The organism is Winogradskyella bathintestinalis, assembly GCF_030407435.1.
Lineage (GTDB): Bacteria > Bacteroidota > Bacteroidia > Flavobacteriales > Flavobacteriaceae > Winogradskyella > Winogradskyella bathintestinalis.
Map to the genome: position 1 here is coordinate 371943 of NZ_JASDDK010000001.1, position 22472 is coordinate 394414.

Annotated in this window: 22 protein-coding genes; 4 read left to right on the forward strand and 18 right to left on the reverse strand. The window is 33.1% G+C overall.

Annotated features, from left to right (window positions below; translation table 11 throughout):
• Positions 1 to 307: 307 nt before the first annotated feature.
• The 3 genes from QMA06_RS01455 to QMA06_RS01465 all read right to left on the reverse strand — a co-directional run bounded on the left by QMA06_RS01455 (position 308) and on the right by QMA06_RS01465 (position 2395).
• Entirely contained in the window at positions 308 to 703 is a 396-nt protein-coding gene (locus tag QMA06_RS01455; protein ID WP_290205076.1) for a hypothetical protein, read from the reverse strand.
• Positions 704 to 828: 125 nt separating this feature from the next.
• A complete protein-coding gene (gene pheS, locus QMA06_RS01460) occupies positions 829 to 1848 on the reverse strand; it encodes a phenylalanine--tRNA ligase subunit alpha (RefSeq protein ID WP_290205077.1) in 1020 nt (339 codons plus the stop codon).
• Between the two features lie 190 nt (positions 1849 to 2038).
• On the reverse strand, positions 2039 to 2395 hold the full coding sequence (locus QMA06_RS01465) for a hypothetical protein (protein ID WP_290205078.1): 357 nt from the start codon (positions 2393 to 2395) through the stop codon (positions 2039 to 2041).
• A 170-nt stretch (positions 2396 to 2565) separates the two neighbouring features.
• On the opposite strand from QMA06_RS01465, the gene QMA06_RS01470 reads away from it, so the two are divergent.
• Positions 2566 to 3084, forward strand: coding sequence for a CvpA family protein (locus QMA06_RS01470; RefSeq protein ID WP_290205079.1), 519 nt, complete (start codon positions 2566 to 2568; stop codon positions 3082 to 3084).
• A gap of 75 nt (positions 3085 to 3159) precedes the next feature.
• Here QMA06_RS01470 and QMA06_RS01475 read toward each other — a convergent pair whose 3' ends face one another.
• The 14 genes from QMA06_RS01475 to QMA06_RS01540 form a co-directional block, all read right to left on the reverse strand.
• Positions 3160 to 3786, reverse strand: a complete 627-nt coding sequence (locus QMA06_RS01475) for a carbonic anhydrase (protein ID WP_290205080.1) — start codon at positions 3784 to 3786, stop codon at positions 3160 to 3162.
• Positions 3787 to 3970: 184 nt separating this feature from the next.
• Complete coding sequence (locus QMA06_RS01480; protein ID WP_290205081.1) at positions 3971 to 4600, reverse strand: carbonic anhydrase family protein; 630 nt, start codon at positions 4598 to 4600, stop codon at positions 3971 to 3973.
• Positions 4601 to 4810: 210 nt separating this feature from the next.
• Positions 4811 to 6673, reverse strand: coding sequence for a SulP family inorganic anion transporter (locus QMA06_RS01485; RefSeq protein WP_290205082.1), 1863 nt, complete (start codon positions 6671 to 6673; stop codon positions 4811 to 4813).
• A gap of 56 nt (positions 6674 to 6729) precedes the next feature.
• The gene (locus tag QMA06_RS01490) at positions 6730 to 7404 is read right to left on the reverse strand and encodes a DUF2490 domain-containing protein (RefSeq protein WP_290205083.1); all 675 of its coding nucleotides are present in this window, start codon (positions 7402 to 7404) and stop codon (positions 6730 to 6732) included.
• Positions 7405 to 7482: 78 nt separating this feature from the next.
• Positions 7483 to 7782, reverse strand: coding sequence for a hypothetical protein (locus tag QMA06_RS01495; protein WP_290205084.1), 300 nt, complete (start codon positions 7780 to 7782; stop codon positions 7483 to 7485).
• Between the two features lie 53 nt (positions 7783 to 7835).
• Positions 7836 to 8588 carry a tetratricopeptide repeat protein gene (locus QMA06_RS01500; protein ID WP_290205085.1) on the reverse strand — a complete coding sequence of 251 codons (753 nt, stop codon included), beginning with the start codon at positions 8586 to 8588 and terminating at the stop codon, positions 7836 to 7838.
• Positions 8589 to 8590: 2 nt separating this feature from the next.
• The gene (locus QMA06_RS01505) at positions 8591 to 10363 is read right to left on the reverse strand and encodes a BatD family protein (protein ID WP_290205086.1); all 1773 of its coding nucleotides are present in this window, start codon (positions 10361 to 10363) and stop codon (positions 8591 to 8593) included.
• Between the two features lie 136 nt (positions 10364 to 10499).
• Positions 10500 to 11348 (reverse strand): tetratricopeptide repeat protein, encoded by an 849-nt coding sequence (locus QMA06_RS01510; protein ID WP_290205087.1) that lies wholly within the window; start codon positions 11346 to 11348, stop codon positions 10500 to 10502.
• Positions 11349 to 11423: 75 nt separating this feature from the next.
• Positions 11424 to 12461, reverse strand: a complete 1038-nt coding sequence (locus QMA06_RS01515) for a vWA domain-containing protein (RefSeq protein ID WP_290205088.1) — start codon at positions 12459 to 12461, stop codon at positions 11424 to 11426.
• A complete protein-coding gene (locus QMA06_RS01520) occupies positions 12454 to 13458 on the reverse strand; it encodes a vWA domain-containing protein (RefSeq protein WP_290205089.1) in 1005 nt (334 codons plus the stop codon). Before QMA06_RS01520 ends, QMA06_RS01515 begins: the two co-directional genes overlap by 8 nt.
• Positions 13458 to 15092, reverse strand: coding sequence for a hypothetical protein (locus QMA06_RS01525; protein WP_290205090.1), 1635 nt, complete (start codon positions 15090 to 15092; stop codon positions 13458 to 13460). The genes QMA06_RS01520 and QMA06_RS01525 overlap by 1 nt, the downstream gene beginning before the upstream one ends.
• Before the next feature lie 160 nt (positions 15093 to 15252).
• Complete coding sequence (locus QMA06_RS01530) at positions 15253 to 16116, reverse strand: DUF58 domain-containing protein (protein ID WP_290205091.1); 864 nt, start codon at positions 16114 to 16116, stop codon at positions 15253 to 15255.
• A 98-nt stretch (positions 16117 to 16214) separates the two neighbouring features.
• Positions 16215 to 17216 carry an AAA family ATPase gene (locus QMA06_RS01535; protein WP_290205092.1) on the reverse strand — a complete coding sequence of 334 codons (1002 nt, stop codon included), beginning with the start codon at positions 17214 to 17216 and terminating at the stop codon, positions 16215 to 16217.
• Positions 17217 to 17430: 214 nt separating this feature from the next.
• On the reverse strand, positions 17431 to 17988 hold the full coding sequence (locus QMA06_RS01540; RefSeq protein ID WP_290205093.1) for a DUF4382 domain-containing protein: 558 nt from the start codon (positions 17986 to 17988) through the stop codon (positions 17431 to 17433).
• A 104-nt stretch (positions 17989 to 18092) separates the two neighbouring features.
• Between QMA06_RS01540 and QMA06_RS01545 the strand changes: the two genes are divergently transcribed.
• The 3 genes from QMA06_RS01545 (at position 18093) to QMA06_RS01555 (ending at position 20560) form a co-directional block, all read left to right on the forward strand.
• Positions 18093 to 18956, forward strand: a complete 864-nt coding sequence (locus QMA06_RS01545) for an aldo/keto reductase (RefSeq protein WP_290205094.1) — start codon at positions 18093 to 18095, stop codon at positions 18954 to 18956.
• Positions 18957 to 19014: 58 nt separating this feature from the next.
• Positions 19015 to 19260: a hypothetical protein gene (locus QMA06_RS01550; RefSeq protein WP_290205095.1), complete on the forward strand. Its 246-nt coding sequence runs from the start codon at positions 19015 to 19017 to the stop codon at positions 19258 to 19260.
• Positions 19261 to 19426: 166 nt separating this feature from the next.
• The gene (locus QMA06_RS01555) at positions 19427 to 20560 is read left to right on the forward strand and encodes an ATP-binding protein (protein ID WP_290205096.1); all 1134 of its coding nucleotides are present in this window, start codon (positions 19427 to 19429) and stop codon (positions 20558 to 20560) included.
• 280 nt (positions 20561 to 20840) lie between these two features.
• Here QMA06_RS01555 and amaB read toward each other — a convergent pair whose 3' ends face one another.
• Positions 20841 to 22394, reverse strand: a complete 1554-nt coding sequence (gene amaB / locus QMA06_RS01560; RefSeq protein WP_290205097.1) for an L-piperidine-6-carboxylate dehydrogenase — start codon at positions 22392 to 22394, stop codon at positions 20841 to 20843.
• Positions 22395 to 22472: the final 78 nt, after the last annotated feature.

Genomic DNA, 22472 nt, shown 5'->3' on the forward strand with positions numbered 1-22472 from the left:
TCACATCATTAATTATATCTTTTATCTCACCTTAGCTCGAAGTGGTTTGTTATTGATAAACTAACTTTTATTTTGAGGCTATCTATAATAGTTTAAATTTACTCGATTTGTAAGGAAATGGCTAAAACATCATTTGTTGACAATCTCATATGATTGGATTTTATTAAATGATTTATTCCAATTCTAATTTCGGGAATTCAAGAATATTTATTGCTCATTATTTCTGAAAATCGTTGCTTCTGACTTCATAAGAATTCAGTTTACGGCATCGCTTATCTTGCTACTATGAGAACAGTTCCTACTATTATTATTTAACCAGAACTCCTTTCAGCTGCATCAAAGGAATAGTCTGCAATGCATTTTCATTAATTGTGTTCTGTCTAAATACATACGTTTTATCGAACATTTGATTGTCTTCAAAATAGGTGATTTTAAACTCGTTGTTGAGTTCTAGAACCTTTTCTTGTAAATATTCAATCTTAGCGTAACTTCTTGCTGGCAGTTTTGCGATAGTATGTCGCATAACTGGGGTTAGTTTTTTGTCGTTATAACCTCTGGAAACAATGAGAACAGTTTCTAAATCGTTGTCACTATTGTTAATGATGTAAGCATTCCAATCTTGCGTCTTGTATTCTAAATGCTGTTCTTGCACTACTGCAACGTGAACGTTTTTTACTTGGGGGATTTTTATATCTTTTTTCATGGTCCATCTAAATCCTCCCAACGGGAAGACTTTTAAAAATTATATTAATTTTCCCTATGGAGAAATTGAAGATTCAACGTTACATTAATTTCAAATAATTATTTTGAATTAATTAAAGAAACTTTTTAAAGCGCACTCTTAAACTGCTCTAAAAATCGAACATCATTTTCACTCAACAAACGAATATCACTAATTTGATTCAATAACATAGCAATACGATCAATTCCCATTCCGAAAGCGAAGCCCGAATATTCTTTAGAATCTATACCACAGTTTTCTAAAACATTAGGATCTACCATACCACAACCCATAATTTCTAACCAACCTGTTCCTTTGGTGATTTTATAATCGGTTTCGGTTTCAAGTCCCCAATATACATCAACCTCAGCACTAGGTTCTGTAAATGGAAAGTATGATGGGCGTAATCTAATCTTAGATTTCCCAAACATTTCTGTTGTGAAATATTGAAGTGTTTGTTTTAAATCTGCAAAACTCACATCTTTATCAATGTACAGCCCTTCCACTTGATGAAAGAAACAATGTGAACGTGCCGAAATCGCTTCATTTCTATACACTCTACCTGGAGAAATTGTTCGTATTGGTGGCTTATTATTTTCCATGTAGCGCACCTGTACGGAACTTGTATGTGTACGCAATAAAATATCCGGATCGGTTTGAATAAAAAACGTATCCTGCATATCTCTTGCTGGATGGTATTCTGGCAAATTCAATGCTGTAAAATTATGCCAGTCATCTTCTATTTCTGGTCCTTCACTGACGTTAAAACCAATACGCGAAAAGATATCAATAATTTCATTTTTTACAATGGAAATAGGATGACGCGCACCAATTGCAATCGGCTCGCCAGGACGTGATAAATCGCCATAAATTCCTTTGTCTTCTTCTTGATTTTCTAATTCTTCTTTTAAAGAATTTACTTTCGCTTCCGCTGTAGTTTTTAGCTCATTTATGACTTGTCCGAATTCTCGTTTTTGCTCGTTTGCAACATTTTTCAATTCGGAGTAAAATGCTCTTAATATGCCTTTTGAGCCTAAATATTTTATTCTAAAGGCTTCAACCTCTTCTTTCGATTGTGCTTTAAACCCTTCTGCTTCTACTATAAGTTCTTTTATCTTTTCTATCATCTTGTGCTGAATTTTATTCAGTATCTCTAAGAGTCGGCAAATTTAAGTTTTTTATATATTATTTGGTCATAACAATTGTGAAAATGATTAGCTAAACAATCTTAAATGTTCGACTTGGTAGTTTTAACTGAATATATATTGTTTCTATAAAATCCTCATGCAAGCATTAAACGATGAATTACTCAAGTCATTAATGAATGTATTCTGTTTCCACAAAATAATTTACAATTGCCTCTTTCATTAAAACACTTTGTTCGCCAGCTTTAAGGTGAGGTAATTGCGCTAAGACCTTATAGTGTGGCCAACCTTCGTCATCCACAAAATCGAATTCATAAAAACCATAAGGCTCTAAAACCTTACAAATGGCGATGTGCATTAGATCTAATTTATGATCTTTTTTATATTCACGATGCAATTGCCCAAGTTCTTGTACACCAATAAGATAGATGATGGAGTCTAGATCTAATTTATCTCCATCGGCAAATTGATTAGAGAGTTTTTCTACCACCAAATCCCATCGTTCTTTTAATTGTTCATCTCTAGACATAGCTTAGGGTTCAGGATCTGAAATGAAGTTTAAAATGATCTTCAAAATTACCTTCCTGATTAATTTTAATTATTTTTTAAACATCAAAGTTAAGAAACTAAAGTAGCTTCAATGACGTTATTATATTAAAATGGCAAAAATTATGTACGTTTGTCCAAACCGTGAGTTGTATGAGTATTATTGATATCATTTTAGCTGCCCTATTATTGTTCGGATTTGTCCGAGGCTTATTTAAAGGTCTTTTTGTAGAAGTTGCATCTTTACTAGCTTTGGTTTTGGGTGTTTGGGGAGCTATTCACTTTAGTGGCTTTGCTGCAGGTTTTCTAGAGTCGAAGGTAGACTGGAATGAAAAAACCATTAATATTGTCGCTTTTGCCATCACTTTTGTGGTGATTGTTTTAGTCATTGGCTTAGCAGGAAAAGCATTAACCAAATTAGCCGATTTCGCGGCTTTAGGACTTATTAATAAATTGGCAGGTGGTATTTTTGGTGCCCTTAAAATAGGACTGATTCTTAGCGTATTATTAGGTGTTTTCCATAAAATGAATAATACATTACCATTTATGGAAGAAGAAGATTTAGAAAAGAGTATGCTTTATAAACCTGTAAAATCTTTAGCTGCTATAATTTTTCCGAGTATAATTAAGAGCGGAGAAGAGCCTATAATTAGAGAGAAGGAAGAAGAATAATTTTATAATAAAAACCTACAAGATTTTGATTTTGATTTCGCTCAACCATCATAAAACCTTATAGGTCGAATATTCTTAATCTAAATGGTAGATTTCCATTATATCCTTAAGATATTTTTCGAAATCTACTTTTAAATCTATGAGTTTCCCTGTGTGTACATCAAATACCCAACCGTGAACTTTTAAACCTCTATCCCTATACGCTTTTTGTACGGCTGCTGTTTTAATTAAATTAACACATTGTTCTTGTACGTTAAGTTCTACTAAACGATCATACTTTTTATCTTCACATTCTATGGCATTCAGCTCATCGTGATGCATTCTATAAACGTCTCTAATATTACGTAACCAACCGTTTAACACTCCTAAATCTGCGGATTGCATGGCTGCTTTTACACCTCCACAAGCATAATGACCACAAACTACAACATGTTTAACTTTTAGATGCGTAACAGCATAATTTACCACAGACATCCCATTGGCATCTGTACCAACAACCATGTTAGCAATATTGCGGTGAACAAAAGCATCACCAGGACCTAATCCCATTAATTCTTCTGCTGTAACACGACTATCAGAACAGCCTATAAATAATAACTCAGGATTTTGTCCTTTACCTAAATCTTCAAAATAATTTGAATCAACAGCAAGTTTATCCTTAATCCATTGTTCATTATTTTTAAATACATTTTTTAAAATCATAATATTGTATTAGATCATTAACAGAAAACTACATTTCTATCAAATTTAGTGAAAATACAATCTTACTAAATTACTTCTATCTTTAATTTGAAAATAAATATATTATCTCAAAGCAAAAAAAAAAAAAAACAGCACTAACACTAGTGTTAACGCTGCTCTTCAAATAGCTTAATTTTGATTTTTTTTATTCATTAAAAGTAACAGCTCCCGAATTAACATCGTACATAGCTCCGATAATTTTAATCTCACCACTTTTTTCCATTTCAGAAAGTACTGGACTTTCCGCATGTATTCTATCGATAGTTAAGTCTACATTCATGTGAGACACGTTATCTACAAACTCTAAATTCTTAGAATTTCTTAAATCTGGATCTTTAGGCTCCTTTACAGCCTCTACCGCTGGCGAAATTTTCTCAATTAGCTTTGTTAGGTTTCCTAATTTAGCGTTGTCGCAAGCTCCTTTTATAGCACCACAACTTGTGTGTCCTAATACCACTATAAGTTTTGTACCTGCCAGTTTAGAAGCAAACTCCATACTACCTAAAATATCTTCGTTTACAAAGTTACCTGCAATACGAACACTAAAAATATCTCCTAAACCTTGGTCAAAAACCAATTCAGCTGATACTCTTGAGTCAATACAACTCAAAATTGTCGCAAAAGGGAATTGCCCTTCACTAGTATCATTTACCTGTTCTAATAAATTTCTATTTGCTTTTAAATTGTTTTGAAACCTTACATTGCCTTCTTTTAAATATTGCAATGACTTTTCTGGTGTCATTGTAGCTTGGGTTTCTCTTGTATGTGCTTTCATATATTTATTTTTCTATTTAAAAATGTGTTTCAATTAGTCTATAGTATTAATTATGTATTATTAAACGTCATTAGCATTTCGCGTCACTAATCTTCACTTCTCTTAAAGGTATAATTTTTATACCCACGTATGCTTATTAATTAAAATATGATTAGATGATGATAATTTTAAAGACCTTAATGATGTATTTGGGCACCATTAAAACTTTATTTAATATTTGTCTTCTACATTTTTATTAATCCATCTTATACAAGATTTAAAATCTTTAAAAATGCGTTCATTAGGAATAAAATCTGGAATGATATCAATCCGCTCCATCATGTATCTTGGTTGTTGAAGAAGTCCGACAAATAAAACTTCAATATTATTTTTTTTAAGTTCTAGAAGCATATCTTCCATGGCATACAGACCCGATTGATCCATGTATTGCATACGGCCTAATCGTAAAATAACGGTTTTAGCAGTTCTCGGAATTTGTAAAGTCAACGCCTGAAAATCACTTGTTGAACCAAAAAACAAAGGTCCTTTAAGATGTTTAATAAAAACTTCTTCTTTTAAGTGTTCAGGAAAATTACCTTCATCATCCCAAGCTTCTTCTTTTAATGATTTTACATCAGAACGTGCCGCCGTTAGATCACCTATTTTTTTCATAAACATTAATGATGCTATAACTAAACCGATACCTACGGCATAAACTAAATTCCAAAATGTAGATAACACTAATACGATGAGCATAATCAATACTTCTGAACTTAACTTTATAGGACCAAATTTAATATCTCTCGGTAATACTGGTAATGCTCTAAGACCTTTATAATCCATAACGCCAATACCAACAGTAATAAGTATACCTGCCAACACAGCCGCTGGAATTTCAGAAGCTACCGGACCTAAGGCTAATAAAATTACTAATAATAAAACACCAGCAATCATACCAGATAATTTTGTTTTACCACCGGCATTAATGTTAACCACAGTACGTATGGTTGCACCAGCACCAGGAATACCTCCAAATATGGCGCCAATACTATTTCCGATACCTTGACCAACTAATTCTTTATTAGGTTGATGTTTGGTTTTAGTCATGTTATCTGCAACCACACTCGTTAACAATGAATCTATAGCACCCAACAACGCCAAGGTTAACGCTGTGAATATATACGGAGTAATGGATCCTAAACTAAAACTAGTAAAAATCTCTAAATTTGGAACTGGCAAGCCTGATGGAATTTCTTCTATCGGCCTATAATCTAATCCAAAACCATATGCTACTCCTGAAACTACAATTAAAGCCACCAAAGCACTTGGGATTTTGGTGGTAATACGTTTAAATCCATAGACAATAAAGATGGTAGATAATGCCAAGATAACTTCTAACCAATTAATATTTTTTAAAGCTCTTGGTAAAACCTTAATTGTACCTAGTACTCCTGAGCTCGCTGATTTTGCAAGTGTTTGAGATTCTTTAGCAATATCTTCCTCCGTTGTAAGTCCTGATCGTTTGATGGTTTCTTCAAAATTTTCTAACACTAAAATTCCTTCACCTGCTTCTTCCCTTAAAATATTCTCTAGTATAAGCTCTTCTGCTTGAGGTTTAAATTGACTCACCAAATCCACATCTTCTTTAGGATAGTAACCAATTGCTGGAAGTATTTGAGTAACTAATATTATGACACCAATAGCTGTCATAAACCCGGATACCACTGGGTACGGAATATACCGAATGTATTTACCCAAGCCAATGGCGCCAAGTCCTATTTGAATTAACCCGGCCAATAAGAAGACCGTTAATATAGCTGGCAGTGCTTTTTCTACGCTACCATCATTTGCAGCAATTATTCCTGCAATTACAACCATACTTACCGCCGTCATAGGAGCTGTAGGACCAGATATTTGAGTATTGGTTCCTCCAAATAGTGCCGCAAAGAAGCTTATAAATATAGCTCCATACAATCCTGCCTGAGGACCTAAGCCAGAGGAAACACCAAAAGCTAATGCTAGTGGTAAAGCTACTATTCCTGCTGTGATGCCTCCAAATGCATCACCTTTAATATTTGAAAACAATTTTTTCATATGTTATTTATATGTTGGTTTAAATTTTAAAATTATTAGTCACAATGTTCTTCTTTTTAGAAATTCACAAAAGCAATCACATTTATTTGATCCCTTGATGATGTTTTAAAAAATTGATTCATGTATCCTAATTCTAATCGTAAGTTCTTTGAGAATTTATAGCCTAAGCCTCCATAAACTCTATTTCTATCGAAAACAGATGATTCTGTATTTAAAAATATCTCATTATATATAGAAAGGTATAATGGATTTTTCCCTTCTTCGCGATATTGCAATGGTATATTTAAACCTAAAAAATATCGTAAACGCATTTTAAAGTCGTCTTCAACAAAACGTTGCTCAAAACGATAACGATGGCTTAATCCAACTTTTCCAACATTTTGTTTGGTTGTAAATTGTTGAAAAATACGATGTTCGTTTACAGATGTTTTATCGTCGGTATCGTCCAAGTAGTTTTCAGATAGTATATAACCATAGCCAAGTAAAATATTACTTTTCTCCGTAATATTATAACCTAACCCCGTTCGTAGTAATAGTTGTTCTAAATCCCCAATACCATTATAGTTACGGTATTGTATTTCGTTATGAATATTCCATTTGTTATTCAGCTTTTTATTTCCAATATAGATAAGCCAATTACCCAAATTACTGTCTTGAGCTTTAAGCTCACTTGGAAAAATAAATAAAGAAATAACTAGTAAAAAAGAGACTGTTTTGAAAGTCTTAAACATATTATAATAAGTATTGATTTTTAAGTGTTCCTTAAAAATTATTTTGCAAATTGACTTTTAAGAGCCTTGATATACTATTTACGATATGATTTTGTCTGGTGGTGGTGATATTAAATTGAGATGGGGTTTGGGATAGGTTTTAAAAGTGTATGATATAAGGTGAACCCCAGCATCTGATAAGATTAAATTTTCCGAAAGCTCGGAGGTACGTTCAAAGAGAAGTTTAAAATTTACGTTTTCCTCTTCTTCCGTTATACTATAAAAATTAGAAACATCTGCAGATTCATCAAAAGATAAAATAACTGTTGGAGCCGAAATAAGCGCCATAAACAATATGGTGAAAAAAACGGCTATTTTAAATTTTGAATTTTTTGACATAAGTGCCAAAGATAATATTTACGAATGAAGAAATAGTTAAATAAGTTCTAAAATCACTTTAATGTTTTAATATATTTTGAAGGAATCCAGCCCGTTGAATTATCTGATAATTGAATTTTTGTCCAATCGTCATAAGTTTCTAAGGTTTGAACTTTAGTACCTTCATGAAGCCTAAACACTTCTTCACTAGTTTGATTCGGATCTGTTTTAACTCTACTTTCTGATGAAAAAACAATAGCAGGATTATCTTTTTTTTCTAAAGCTTCATTTTGAAATGCCATAGCCACTGAAAAACAAGCGATAATTAAACTGACAATACTCGTTACAAAAGCAATTCGTTTTTTAGTTGTAGAATAAGAAAAATGATAGGCCAAAAATATAATTACAAATAAAAGTACACCACCCACCGCAATTTTTGCCCATGTATCTGTACTAAACGTATTAACCACATTATTTATAATTTTTGAAAAGCCAACATCTGGAACTTTATCAATAGCATCAATCGTCATATTTTGTGCAAACGCTAGATTATTCTGTATCTCCTTATCACTAGTATTCAATTGTGCTGCTTTTTCATAATAATAAATACTAGGTGCAATATTATTTAGCTTATAATTAGCATTTCCTAAATTAAAATACAATTCTGCAGAATGTTGGTCAGAATTTAAAATAGTTTCATATTTATCAATAGCCTCTGCATATTTTCCATCGTTATACAACGCATTGGCTTCGTCAAAAATTTTATCGTTTTGCGAAAAACTAATTAGGCTAAAACAACATAAAACAAAGATGGTAATAGCTCTCATATTTATCTCAATTGTTTATCAATTAATGAAATCGTTCTTGCGGCTTTGTCGTAATCATTTTGCATGGTTACTTGTGTAATTGGTGTATAGCGTGCCAATTCGCAATTTTCTAAAATTGAAATAAAATCGGTAACCACATCACTATCGACTTTACGTTCCTTTAATAAGTTTTCAATCTTTTCTTTATTAAAATCACTCGTTTCAATATTTAATTTTGCTTTCAAATAATTATGAAGTGCTTTTTCTAAAGCTAAATAAAACGCCTCTTTTTGCCCCATCGCCTTTTTGGCTTCACTTAAATATTTTTTTGCTAATCGATCTGCTCTTCTTATACGGTTGCCTTGAACATCTGCATCGCGTTCATCCTTTTTTCGTCTGACAACAATAGCTAAAGGAATAGCTAAAAATGGTAACAATACCAATGACCAAAAAGCTTTAGATTTAAAGAACGGCTCGGATTTTATAGGCGTCCAATTCGATGTCGTTTTAATAAAAGCAAACGTATTAGTATTAGGATCTACAGATTGTTTCGTATTTGATGTTGTATTCTCAGGGGTATTAGTAGCGGCCATCGGACCTTCTAAAACATCGATTATAATTTCATCTGAACTTAAACGCTTATAACTTTCAGAAACTGGATCGAAATACGAAAATGAAATACTTGGCACCGGATATTTTCCTCTGTATTGAGGTACAATGGTATAAGTATCGGCAATACTACCTTGCATTCCATTTAAATTTGTGCGTACATTTTCTTGATGTTCAGGCTCGTAAACCTCCAGTGAACTTGGCACCGTTAACTTTGGTACTTCAAACAACTTTAAATTTCCTTTTCCTTTGACTTCTATTTTAGCCTGAAGCGATTCAGTAGCATTCAATTGTGTTTTACTAGTGGTAACATTAAATGTAAAATCACCAACGGCACCTTTAAAATCAGATGGCTTTTCCTTTTCTGGCAATGGCTTAACATTTATAGTTCTACTACCTGCGGTAACAACTTGTGGCACTTTAGACATTAAAGGTCTTCCAAAAATATCGCGACGGTTTGATGGTACTTCAACTGTAATATCCAAAACCAACGGTTCAAGTTTTAAAGCTCCTGTTTTTTGCGGATAAAGAACCGTTTTTCTTAATACAACATAACGGTATTTTTCGCCTTTGTATTCACCTTCTTGAACATTAAGACCTTTGATATCTATATTTTGGCTCCAAAAATCATTATATCTTGGAATGTCTTTCTCTCTCCAATTACTCACACCTGTTTCGGTTGACACATATAATTTATAGACTACCGTTATGGCTTCGTTAAGAAATGGACTCCCATTAGAAACCTCAGCGACTAAATGAATATTCTCTGAGGCAATATCTGAAGCTGCTGTATTTCCATTTGGCTTACTAACAGCTGCAGTTACATTAATGGATATAGGAAAGGTTTTATAAGTTTCATCGTCAATTTCTATTGTAGCTTGTTTAATGGTGAAATTACCTCGTTTCTTTGGCGCTAAAAAATAACTATACGTTTTATTGTAAGATCGTTTACCGTTTCGAGAATAATTACTAACAGAGGTATTGGGACCACCGACAACATCGAAATCTGCAAAACTCGGAGGCACAAAATTGTCACCATCCTGATTCATTTCAAAATCAATACGCAAACGTTCATTAACACCCAATTTCTTTTTGCTAACTTTAGCTTCAAATTTCACCTGTGCAGAAGCGATACTTGTTGCAAGTATTAGAAATAGTATAGTTATAGGTTTTATTATTGAATTCATTTTTAAGTTTGAAAGCTACAATTAAGACTAATGAGAATTTATAAACCTTAGAAAAGACAATGTATGTCACTGCTACGAAAAATTATTTATTACTATCAGCAAGTTTATACCATATCCTTAATACTGCTTGTTGAAATTACCAGTCTTTCTCTGTTTTAACTTTAGAACCTTTTTGTTTCTCTGCATTCATCTTCTCCTGCACCTTTTGTTCTTGATTTTGCATGGCTTCTAAAATATTTTTTATTTGCTGTGGAGACATTTGTCCTGGTTGCGGTTTAGGTTTTTGATTTGGATCTTCCTTGTCTTTATCCCCTTTACCATCATCTTTTTTATCGTCTTTTTTATCATCTTTAGGCTTGCCATCTTCATCTTTATCTTTGTCCCCATCTTTTTTGTCTTGGTCGCCTTCGTCTTTCTTATCCTTATTATCTTTGTTTTCGTCTTCCTTTTTTTGCTCGTCTTCTTTATCTTGTTGGTCGTCTTTATTTTCGTCCTTTTTATCATCTTCACCGCCACCATCTTGCTTTTGTTGCTCAGCACATTCTTTGGCTATGACAAAATTATATCTTGTTTCTTCATCATTAGGATTATTTCTAAGGGCATTTTTAAAGGCTTCAACAGCTTCTTTACAAGCTTTGTTTTCCATTAAAACATTACCTAAATTATGAAACGCTTTATGTTTTTCTTCCTTAGAAACTGCATTCTTTGCAGCTTCTTGCGTTCTGAATAAAGCTTCATCAAAATTTCCTTTTTCGTAGTAAGAATGCGCTAGATTATAAGCACCAACAGCTTTAGTGGGAGCCTCAGAAATAGCTTTTCTATAGGCCATTTCAGCTTCAATATAATTGTCTTCACCTACAAGTTCGTTTGCTTTATACACTAAACCTGTGGCATTTTTTTCTGCTTCTATTTGCGCTTTATCTAAGTTTTGAGAAAAACCAAAACAGCCCATTAAAAGTCCAATAAACACTAAATAAAATTTCATGTCCGTAAAATTTATCAAAACAACCTCTAAATTACTAAAGCCTATAAAGACTGAGCGTTAAAGAATATTTAAATCTTAAAAATTCTCGTTAAATAAATTTAGTTTTTTCAACCAAGCCGTTTTTCGTTCTAAAAAGAATATATCTATAAACAGTAACAAAATTCCGAAAGCCAAAAACCACTGAAACTGATCTTTAAAATCTGCGATTTGTTTTGACTCAAACTCTTGTTTATCCATTTTGTCTAATTCGTCTTTAATAGCATTTACAACTTCAGAGGTATTACTCCCATTAATATAAACACCGTTCGCCTCTGCTGCGATTTCTTTTAAGGTCGTTTCATCTAATCTTGTAATTACAGTTTCGCCCTGATTATCTTTCTTATAATTTAGGATTACACCATTTCGTTTTATCGGAATTGGTCCCCCTTTTAAATCTCCAACTCCTACGGTTAATATTCTAATGCCTTGCTCAGCTGCTTCCTCAGCTACATTTAACGCTTCACCATCATGATCTTCACCATCTGAAATAATAATTAAAACGCGGTTGGATTGATCTTCATTATCAAAATATGTTTTAGACAGCTGAATCGCTTCACTGATTGCTGTTCCTTGGGAAGATAACATATCCGTATTCATATTTTGCAAAAACATTTTTGCCGATGCATAATCTGTTGTAATTGGTAATTGCGGAGACGCTTTGCCAGCGTAAGCAATAATACCAACACGATCACTTACTAAACTATTAATAATTTGTGTAACCAATTGCTGCGACTTTTTTAATCGGTTTGGTGCAATATCTTCTGCCAACATACTTTTAGACACATCTATGGCAAATACCACATCGACACCTTCACTACGAACTGTTTCAAGTTTTGTGCCAATCTTTGGATTCACCAAGGCTAAAGATAAGCAGGCAAAAGCACCACAAAGCACTAAAATTTTTAATATACTTTTAAATAAAGATTGATTAGGACTCAACCGCTTTAATAAAGCAGAATCAGCAAATTTCTTCTGTGCAGATCGTCTCCATACTTGAAGTATAACAAACAAAAGAATGATTACCGGAATTGCCAGTAAAGTCCAAAACCATATTTTTTCATCGAGTCTAAACAAAGCTTCTAAATATTGTGTTTCTTAATATCAATTCTATCAATAATAATAGTCCGGCCAATAAAACTAAAGGTCTATACTTCTCGTCGTAATTATAGTATTTCTTTTCTTCAATCTCGGTTTTTTCGAGCTTATTAATTTCATTATAAATTTCAGCCAACTTATCATTATTGGTTGCTCTAAAATATTCACCACCAGTCTCTGCTGAAATTTCCTTTAATAATGTCTCATCAATTTCTACTTGCATCCGTCCATATCTAAAAGAACCATTAGAATTTATTCCTACTGGAGATAAGGCCATCCCGTTTGTGCCCAAACCAATAGTGTACACTTTTATACCATATTCAACGGCTAACTCGCTCGCGATTTTAGGGTCAATAAACCCCGAATTATTTACACCATCGGTAAGCAAAATAATCACTTTACTTTTAGCTCTACTGTCTTTTAATCGATTAACTGATGTGGCCAATCCCATACCAATTGCAGTGCCACTTTCAATTATAGTATTGTACTTAATATCTCTTAGCGAACGTTGTACTATAGATTTATCACTTGTTATAGGGGTTTTAGTATAGGCTTCGCCCGCATATTCTACTAAACCGATTCGATCATTCGGTCGTCCATCAATAAAATCTGCCGCAACTTCTTTTAAAGCATCTAACCGATTAGGACGTAAATCTTTTGCTAACATACTTGCAGAAACATCTATAGCCATTACAATATCTATACCACTAGTAGTTTTTGTTTTGGTAGAGACATCCACCGTTCTAGGCCTTGCCAATGCGGTAATTAAAAGCGCTAAAGCAATTAGTCTTAAAGCAAAGAGTACATGTTTAAATTTTGACCAAAATGAGGACGTATTTTTGAAGCCTTTGATACTTGATATTTTTAGCTCAGCTGTTTGTTGATGGTGTTTAAGAACATACCAAATTACGGCTATTGGCAAAAGCAATAGCAACCAAAAAAATTCTACATTTAAAAATTGAATGGTATCCAGCATTAGTTCTCTTTTTCTTCTACCTCGTCGGGTTTTAATTCTATGGAATTTGTAATACGTTCCATAATATCATCGGCATAATTATCGTCTGTTCTCCAGTTTAATATTATTTGTTGTCTCACATTTTCTGCTCTGAAGAGAAATAAGTTGTACTTAGCTGGCTGCACATAATCGTTATCTAGGATCATGGTCATAGTTCCATAAATCTTAACCCCTTTCGCCCCATTTGGTGTGCTAAATTTTTCTTGCTTAACCGTAATATCTTTAGCGCCTTTCGCTTCTAATACTTTTAAATAAGCTTCAGTAGCTTGTTGTAAATCTTTAGTTTTTTCTTCATCAGTTATTTCAGTTGGCTTTCCTTGTTCTTGGGTTACTTTAAAAGTCGCTGTACTAACCTGTACATCTATTCCCGAAGTTTCTGCTGAATATTTGAATACCGCAGAACTAACTTTATCTTTATATTCTTCTGGAATTTCAACCTCTTCACGTTTTAAAACTTCTGGTGTTTCTATCCAAATAGGAGGATAACCATAAGCACTTGCAACCCAATTGCCCTCCAAGAGTTCTTTACTTTCGTGACCTACGATAGTGTCCTTAACATAGCCGAAACCATATTTTATACCGAAACCAATAAATGTGGCTACTATTAACATAACTGAAATCGCCACTGTAATCCAGATTTTTCTCTGCTTCTTTTTACGTTCTTGTTCTTCTTTATATTTCCTATCCAACAATTTTTCTTCTTCGCTGGGCTCTGGTAAACTTACTTTTACATTATCGATCGCTTTTTCTATCGTAGACTTATCCATTTCAGCAAGTGCGGTATCTGGGGAAGACTTTGCGAATTTCACCAAATCGGCACGTTGTAAAATAGATTCTATATGTAAAATGGTTTCTTTAGATAAGGGAATTTGATTACCCTCTTTCAACAATTTTAAACGATTTATAAGTTCTGCTGTAGTACTTTCTAATGCTCGGTCGTAAACTTTTTCATCTAAATACTTTCTAATGATGAATGTTAGTTCAGAATAATATTCCTTGACTTCTGAACGCATTAAATATTGACTTTCATCTAATTTAGACAAAGCTAACTTTGCGCGATCGTAAGGCGGTAATAATGCCAATTCTTCAGCCTCGGTTAATGGCTTTTTTCTCCAAATAAACCAATACAGTAAAAAAGCTACTAAAGCTATTAAAGCCAATGTTGCAATCACTCCTAATATGAATTGTAATCGACCACTATTATCGTTTTCTACCTCAATAATTGGTTTAATGTCATAGAGATTTTGCTTAGTAGTATCAACAGCAATCGTATTAACTTCAACTTTTAAAGAATCCGTAAAAAACGGTTTCTCATTAATAATAATTTTTTGCCTTGGTATGGTATATACTCCCGAATCGAATTGTGTCAGTTTATAAATTCTAGATAACAAGAATTTAGCACCCCTTTTTGTGGTATCAATTTTTAAAGCTTCAACCGCTTCTAACGGCATAAACGTTTGTCCTTCTGGAAATACAACTAACGCTGTTGAATCTGCTTCAACATTCATTTTATAGTCAATTTGTTCTCCAATTTTAATTTCTGTAGCATCGATTTCTGAGGTAACCTGCGAAAATGAGAAGAAAGAAAAAAGCATAATGCATATAAACGACAAGACAAAAGACGACTGACCGAAATCAGATGACTTCTTCTTTGTTGTTAATACACTGACTAAATAATTTAAACTTTTCACTTTACACTTATTTCTTTACCCTTTTATCTCTCTGTGCTTGCATCATCTAACGCTATATCAATTATCATCTTCTTTTAAAATAGCCTAGCAATTTCTTCACATAACTTTCATCAACTCTACAATCTATTACTCCAGATCCAGATTTGGTAAAGCTATCTTTAAAGTAGCTCACTTTTTCGTTATAAAATTTGTTGTAATTCTGTCTTACTTTTTTAGATGCGGTGTTTACCAACATCAGTTCACCAGTTTCTTCATCTTCCATTTGCACCATCCCAATGTTTGGAATTTCAGCCTCGTGTTTATCGTAAATTCTAATGCCTGTAATATCGTGTCTACCAGCAGCAATCTTTAGGTTTTGTTTATAATCATCTGCCACAAAATCAGATAACACAAAAACTATAGCTTTTTTCTTCATTACATTAGATAAAAATTTAAAAGCTTCTGCGACATTCGTCTGCTTACTCTTTGGTTTAAATTCTAATAATTCACGGATAATTCTTAATACATGTGAACGTCCTTTTTTGGGAGGAATATAAAGTTCAATTTCATCGGAAAACAAAATCAAACCAATCTTATCATTGTTTTGTGTTGCCGAAAATGCCAATGTAGCAGCAATTTCGGTTACAATTTCATCTTTAAACTGATTTTTAGTTCCAAACAACTTACTACCAGAGACATCTGCCATGAGCATCATGGTGAGTTCACGTTCTTCTTCAAACACTTTAATATGTGGCTGATTGGTTCTAGCAGTGACATTCCAATCGATATTCCGCACATCATCACCAAATTGGTATTGGCGTACTTCAGAAAAAGTCATACCACGACCTTTAAAAGTCGAATGGTATTCGCCTCCAAATATATGATCAGACAATCGTCTTGTCTTAATCTCTATTTTTCGTACTTTTTTGAGTAATTCTTTGGTGTCCATTAGTTCAGTTTGCCGAATGCAATATTCCGTTAGCAGTTAATTAAAAATCAGATTTCAAGAATGCGTTTGCAAATAAAAATTGATTTACTGAATACTATTTATGGTACTTCAATCTCATTAACAATCTTATTAATAATATCTTCAGACGTTATGTTTTCTGCTTCTGCTTCGTAAGTAATTCCTATTCTGTGACGTAACACATCATGAACAACAGCTCGTACATCTTCTGGGATTACGTAACCTCTTCGTTTTATAAAAGCGTAACATTTAGCAGCCGTAGCTAAATTGATACTTCCACGAGGTGAAGCTCCAAAAGAAATCAAAGGTTTTAAATCAGCTAACTTATATTTTTCTGGGTAACGCGTGGCAAAAATAATATCGAGAATATACTTTTCGATTTTCTCATCCATATACACTTCTCTAACGGCCTTTTGCGCACTTAGAATCTGAGCAATTGATACAACAGGATTTACCTTTTCATAAGAGCCTTTTAAATTGGCTCTAACAATTTGTTGTTCGTCTGCAATTGTTGGATAATCAATAACGGTTTTCAACATAAATCGATCCACTTGTGCTTCGGGCAAAGGATAAGTTCCTTCCTGCTCAACCGGATTCATCGTTGCCATTACTAAAAATGGTTTATCTAAAATAAATGTTTCATCACCGATAGTAACTTGTTTTTCTTGCATAGCTTCAAGCAAGGCAGATTGCACTTTTGCTGGAGCTCTGTTGATCTCATCTGCCAATACAAAATTGGCAAATATTGGCCCTTTTTTAATGGTGAAATCGTTTTCTTTAATATTAAAAATCAACGTACCCACCACATCAGCAGGTAGTAAATCTGGTGTAAACTGAATTCTACTAAAACTAGCATCGATGGCTTTTGAGAGTGTGTTAATCGCTAATGTTTTTGCTAATCCAGGTACACCTTCTAGTAAAATATGACCTTGTCCCAATAGACCGATAAGCAGACGCTCTACCATATGCTTTTGCCCAACAATAACCTTATTCATTTCTAAGATTAACAAATCTACAAATGCACTTTCTCTTTCTATCTTTTCGTTAATTGACTTTATGTCAACTGTACTCGTTTCTTCCATTATTTAAGGTTTTTTACCAATATTAAATTAAAATTGATTCAGTAACAAAACTTTTTTTACACAGATTTCCAATATGAAATCCTTCGTGATTAAATAGCGATGCAAAATGTTAAAATTTTTCGTTAGATGCTGTTAACAATTGGTTAAAAAAAATGAGTCATACCGAAGTACCGCTCATTTTTATGAATTAATTATGGATTAGGGTTAATTAATATTAAAATTTTCTAATTTCAGTATAAAGTTTTGGATTGAGAAGCATCGTATTTTTAGTGGCATCGAAACTTACGGACTCATCGATATTTATGTTAATAACCACCTGATAAATATGATTTTCTTCAATATCTGTTTTAACCAAATTTGATACCGTTGCAGTCTCTTCCGTTTCTAATCGTATTAAAATTTCATTGCTATTTATAAAATTATTATCTCCAAGAACTAATCTAATTTCTTGAATATAGGTTGGGTTTAACTCAAAATGCTCTACTAAAAGTAATTCGGATTGATTTGTTAATTCCGACATATTATGCGTTCCAATATTTACTGCATTTAAACTTACCCAAGCAGGTTGTAGACCATCATTTTCTTTTACTTTAACTTGAACATCTTCTATGTCCAAAAAAACTTGATGCTGTGAATTAGAATGACTTTTAAGTTTTACGGTAAGGGCTGCCTTATTTCCATCTATGCTCATTTCCTCCTTAGAACAACTTGAAAAGCTAATTAAAATAATAAATGATACGACTAATAATTTTACGGATTGTAAATGTTTCATAATTTGGGGTTTGAATTAAATACACTTCAATAATATCGCATTCTTTATGTTTTCAGTATTTTTATACACCAATTGCATAAAAAACCACCTAAACTGAAATAAAAGTGACATATTCTCGATTAATTGCAGGCACCATGACTTGGGGAAGTTGGGGAAAAGGACTCTCAACAAAAGAAATGGCAGACTTAATAAATTTCTGCTTTACCAACAACATTACCACCTTTGACCATGCTGATATTTATGGTGCTTATACCACAGAAACTGATTTTGGAAAGGCCTTTGAAGCATCTCAGGTAAAACGTGAAGACATTCAACTCATTTCAAAATGCGGCATTCAATACATGAGTGATAGCCGAAAAAATAGGGTTAAGCACTATAACTATAATAAAGACTACATTATTTGGTCGGTTGAAGAATCACTAAACCATCTAAAAACCGAATATTTAGATTTATTTCTCCTGCATAGACCTAGCCCTTTAATGGTAGCTGATGAAATCGCAGAAGCAATTACCATTTTAAAAAAAGACGGTAAGATTAGGAATTTTGGAGTTTCAAATTTCACACCGTCACAAATGGACATGATTGGTTTACGCATAGATATTGATGTGAACCAAATTGAATTTTCTCTTAGTCAACATTCAGCAATGCATAATGGCACTTTAGATTTTATGATGACCAACGGTATACAACCTATGGCTTGGTCACCATTGGGCGGAGTATTTAAGGAGAATAATGAACAAAATAATCGCATTCACCAGCAACTTACAGAATTAAAGGATAAATATCAAGCCACTGAAGACCAATTATTACTGGCGTGGATAATGAAACATCCAGCAAATATACTTCCGGTAGTGGGCACAACTATCAAGGAACGATTAAAGTTAGCGGCCGAAGCGATAAAAATTACCTTAGAATTAGAAGATTGGTTTTTAATATTGGTGGCGGCTCAGGGGCATAAAGTTCCTTAATTAGTTTTGAGCGACAGTGACAGTTTTCAGACGCTCACTCAATTGGTAAAGCATTATTATGATAGCCAAATTAAAATCGCAATGGGGAGATTTATCTTCTGAATATTTGGAAGATCATTTGATTATTGACTCATTTTGGCAAGAAATTCTAAAACATTACACGTTTAAAAATAGATATTATCATAATCTTTCACATTTACATAATATGTTTATACAATTAGAGGATGTTAAATCTGAGATTAAATATTTAGATCTTTTGAAGTTTTCAATTTGGTATCATGGTATCCGTTGTGCAATTTTATAAAAAAATGATAGCCTATTTCAACAGTAACTTTTCTTCTTATTAACTCAGATATTTTAAATGAAAAAAACTTAACACAATCAATTTAACGTAAAAAATTTGAATGCTTTCTCCTAAAAGATTAACTTTTTCGTAAAAACTAGAGATTCTCACTTATGAGAAAACGGGTGTGATAAATAAAAGACTGCTCATAAAACATTTACTAGCTCATAACGATGAGAATAGTTTCTATGACAAGAAGCGAAAAATAGATATTGGCTACAAAGAAGGTAAGGCTAAGTTTTTAAAACATATCTGTGCACTTTCTAATAGTAATCCTAAAAACAATTCTTATATCGTAATAGGTGTAAAGGACGAGGATAATAAAATTATTGGTGTAGATTTTTTTGATGACAGCAAAATTCAGAATCTAATAAATGCTTACCTTACTAATCCACCAATTGTTCAGTACGAAAACATCCCATTTCCGCATCTACCAGATGATAAAGTTATTGGCTTAGTGACCATTAGACCGATCACCAGCATTACTTCGCTTAAAAAAAATATCTGGAAATATTATGGGGGCTCTGTTTTTTTTAGAGACGGAAGCATAAGTATGGCCAAAGTTTTTGATATTGAAATCAACGATGTGAATTCTGAAATTGTTTCAGCTATTGAAAATCATGCGCAAAACAATATAGAATTAACGCTAGATGGAGTTTTTGATTTTATGAATAAACGTCAAGATTACAAACCACAATATAAAGTTTTTAAGGAATACTTTGTCTTATGTTGGTCTGGAGATAAAAAACGCGTGAATGACGAAACATTTTTTTCAAGGGTTGATATTGAATTGATAAACGAGCAAGTACGCTTATTTTATTCGACATTAGATGAAGTTTCAATTACCTTTTCAAACGATGCATTTAAAATAGTTGAATATGTAAAATTGGGAGTACAGAAGTCTTATCGTTATTATAAATTGGAAGAAAAAACAATTCGTTTTAATGATAACGCCCATTATTCTATTGAAGCTAATCTTGTTTTTAAACCTCCTCAATTCGACAAAAAAGTTTTACATCATATTTACAATTCCAATAATGCGATTTTAGAAAAGCTTGAGAAAAATACCACTCTTAATAAAAACGAAGAAGACGATTTAAAAAATTTAGCCGCAAGCTATTTAATCTGCTATCTCAATGGGTTTGATGACGCTTTATTAAAATTAGAAGCTGTAAAATTGTATATAAAAAATCACAGTACAGAACTCTACAGGTCTTACAAGGAAACAATGCGGATTTTAAGAAAAGTAAGATATAGTTAATTCATCGGTATTTTTTGTGTTTCACCCGTTTTTTATGCGTATCATCGGTAGTAGTTTAAAAAACATACTGATTATACATTTTTTTTAACCATTCATCAAAAATTTTCTGAACCATTCATTTTATTCTACATCTTTGTAGTGCTATTAATCAATTATTAAACCTTGTTTCTATAGAGCAAACGCTCAAATTTGAACAAGGTTTTTTTGTTTTATATTATTTCTAAAAAGAAAAGCCACATCTTCCGATATGGCTTTAAAATATTTAAAATTTAACTTTGGCCTAAAGATCAAACTTAATGCCTTGTGCTAGCGGCAACTCATCCGAATAGTTAACCGTATTAGTTTGTCTTCTCATATACACTTTCCAAGCATCTGAGCCAGACTCACGTCCACCACCTGTTTCTTTCTCACCACCAAAAGCACCACCAATCTCAGCACCAGAGGTTCCGATATTCACATTAGCAATGCCACAATCTGAACCAGCGTAAGACAAGAATTTCTCTGCCTCTTTCATTTCGTTAGTCATGATAGCTGATGATAAACCTTGCGCCACACCATTTTGTTTTTCAATCGCATTTTCTACGTCTCCAGAATATTTCATTAAGTATAAAATTGGAGCAAATGTTTCGTGCTGTACAATTTCAAAATGATTTTCGGCTTCTATAATTGCTGGTTTAACGTAGCATCCAGATTCGTAACCTTCACCTTCTAAAATTCCACCTTCAACTAAAACATTTCCACCTTCAGCTTTTGCTTTTTCAATAGCTTCCAAATACGTGTTCACAGAATCTTTATCTATTAACGGACCGACATGATTATTTTCATCTAACGGATTTCCAATTTTTATTTGATCATAAGCTCCAACAATAGCATCACGTACTTTATCGTACACTGATTCGTGAATTATTAATCGTCGCGTAGAAGTACAACGCTGACCACAAGTACCAACAGCACCAAATACAGCACCCGGCACTACCACTTTTAAATCGGCAGTTGGTGTAATAATGATAGCATTGTTTCCACCTAATTCTAATAACGATTTACCAAAACGTTCAGCAACTGTTTTTCCTACAATACGTCCCATTCTTGTAGAACCCGTAGCAGAAACTAAAGGAATTCTAGAATCTGTAGTCATCATTTCACCAACTTTATAATCTCCGTTGATGATACAAGAAATACCTTCTGGTAAGTTATTTTCTTTTAAGATACCAGCGATAATATTTTGGCAAGCAATTGAACATAATAATGATTTTTCTGAAGCTTTCCACACACAAACATCACCACAGATCCAAGCTAAAGCCGTATTCCAAGCCCAAACGGCTACAGGAAAGTTAAATGCAGAAATAATTCCAACCACACCAATTGGATGCCATTGCTCTCTCATTACGTGACCAGGACGTTCCGATGGAATGGTTTGTCCATTTAACTGACGAGATAATCCTACTGCGAAATCACAGATATCAATCATCTCTTGAACTTCACCATAACCTTCTTGCAATGATTTTCCCATTTCGTAAGACACCAATTTCCCTAAAGGTTCTTTAAGGTCTCTTAATTTATTTCCAAATTGACGTACAATTTCTCCACGTTGAGGTGCTGGCACATCTCTCCACGTTTTAAATGCACTTGTTGCCGCATCCATTACTTTATCGTAATCTGCTCTGGTTGTAGTTTTAACCTTTCCGATTAATTGACCATCCACAGGAGAGTACGATTCAATGATTTCACCGTTTGAAAAATTATTTGAACCCGTTGAAGAACCTTCATTTATATCCTTTACACCTAATTGGTCTAAAGCTTCTTTTATTCCGAAATCGGTAGCAATTGCTTCCATATTTACTTATATTTTATAAATTATTAAAATTTTGTGCGAAGTTACTAATAAATACTTGTTTAGTCGAAATCTATCATC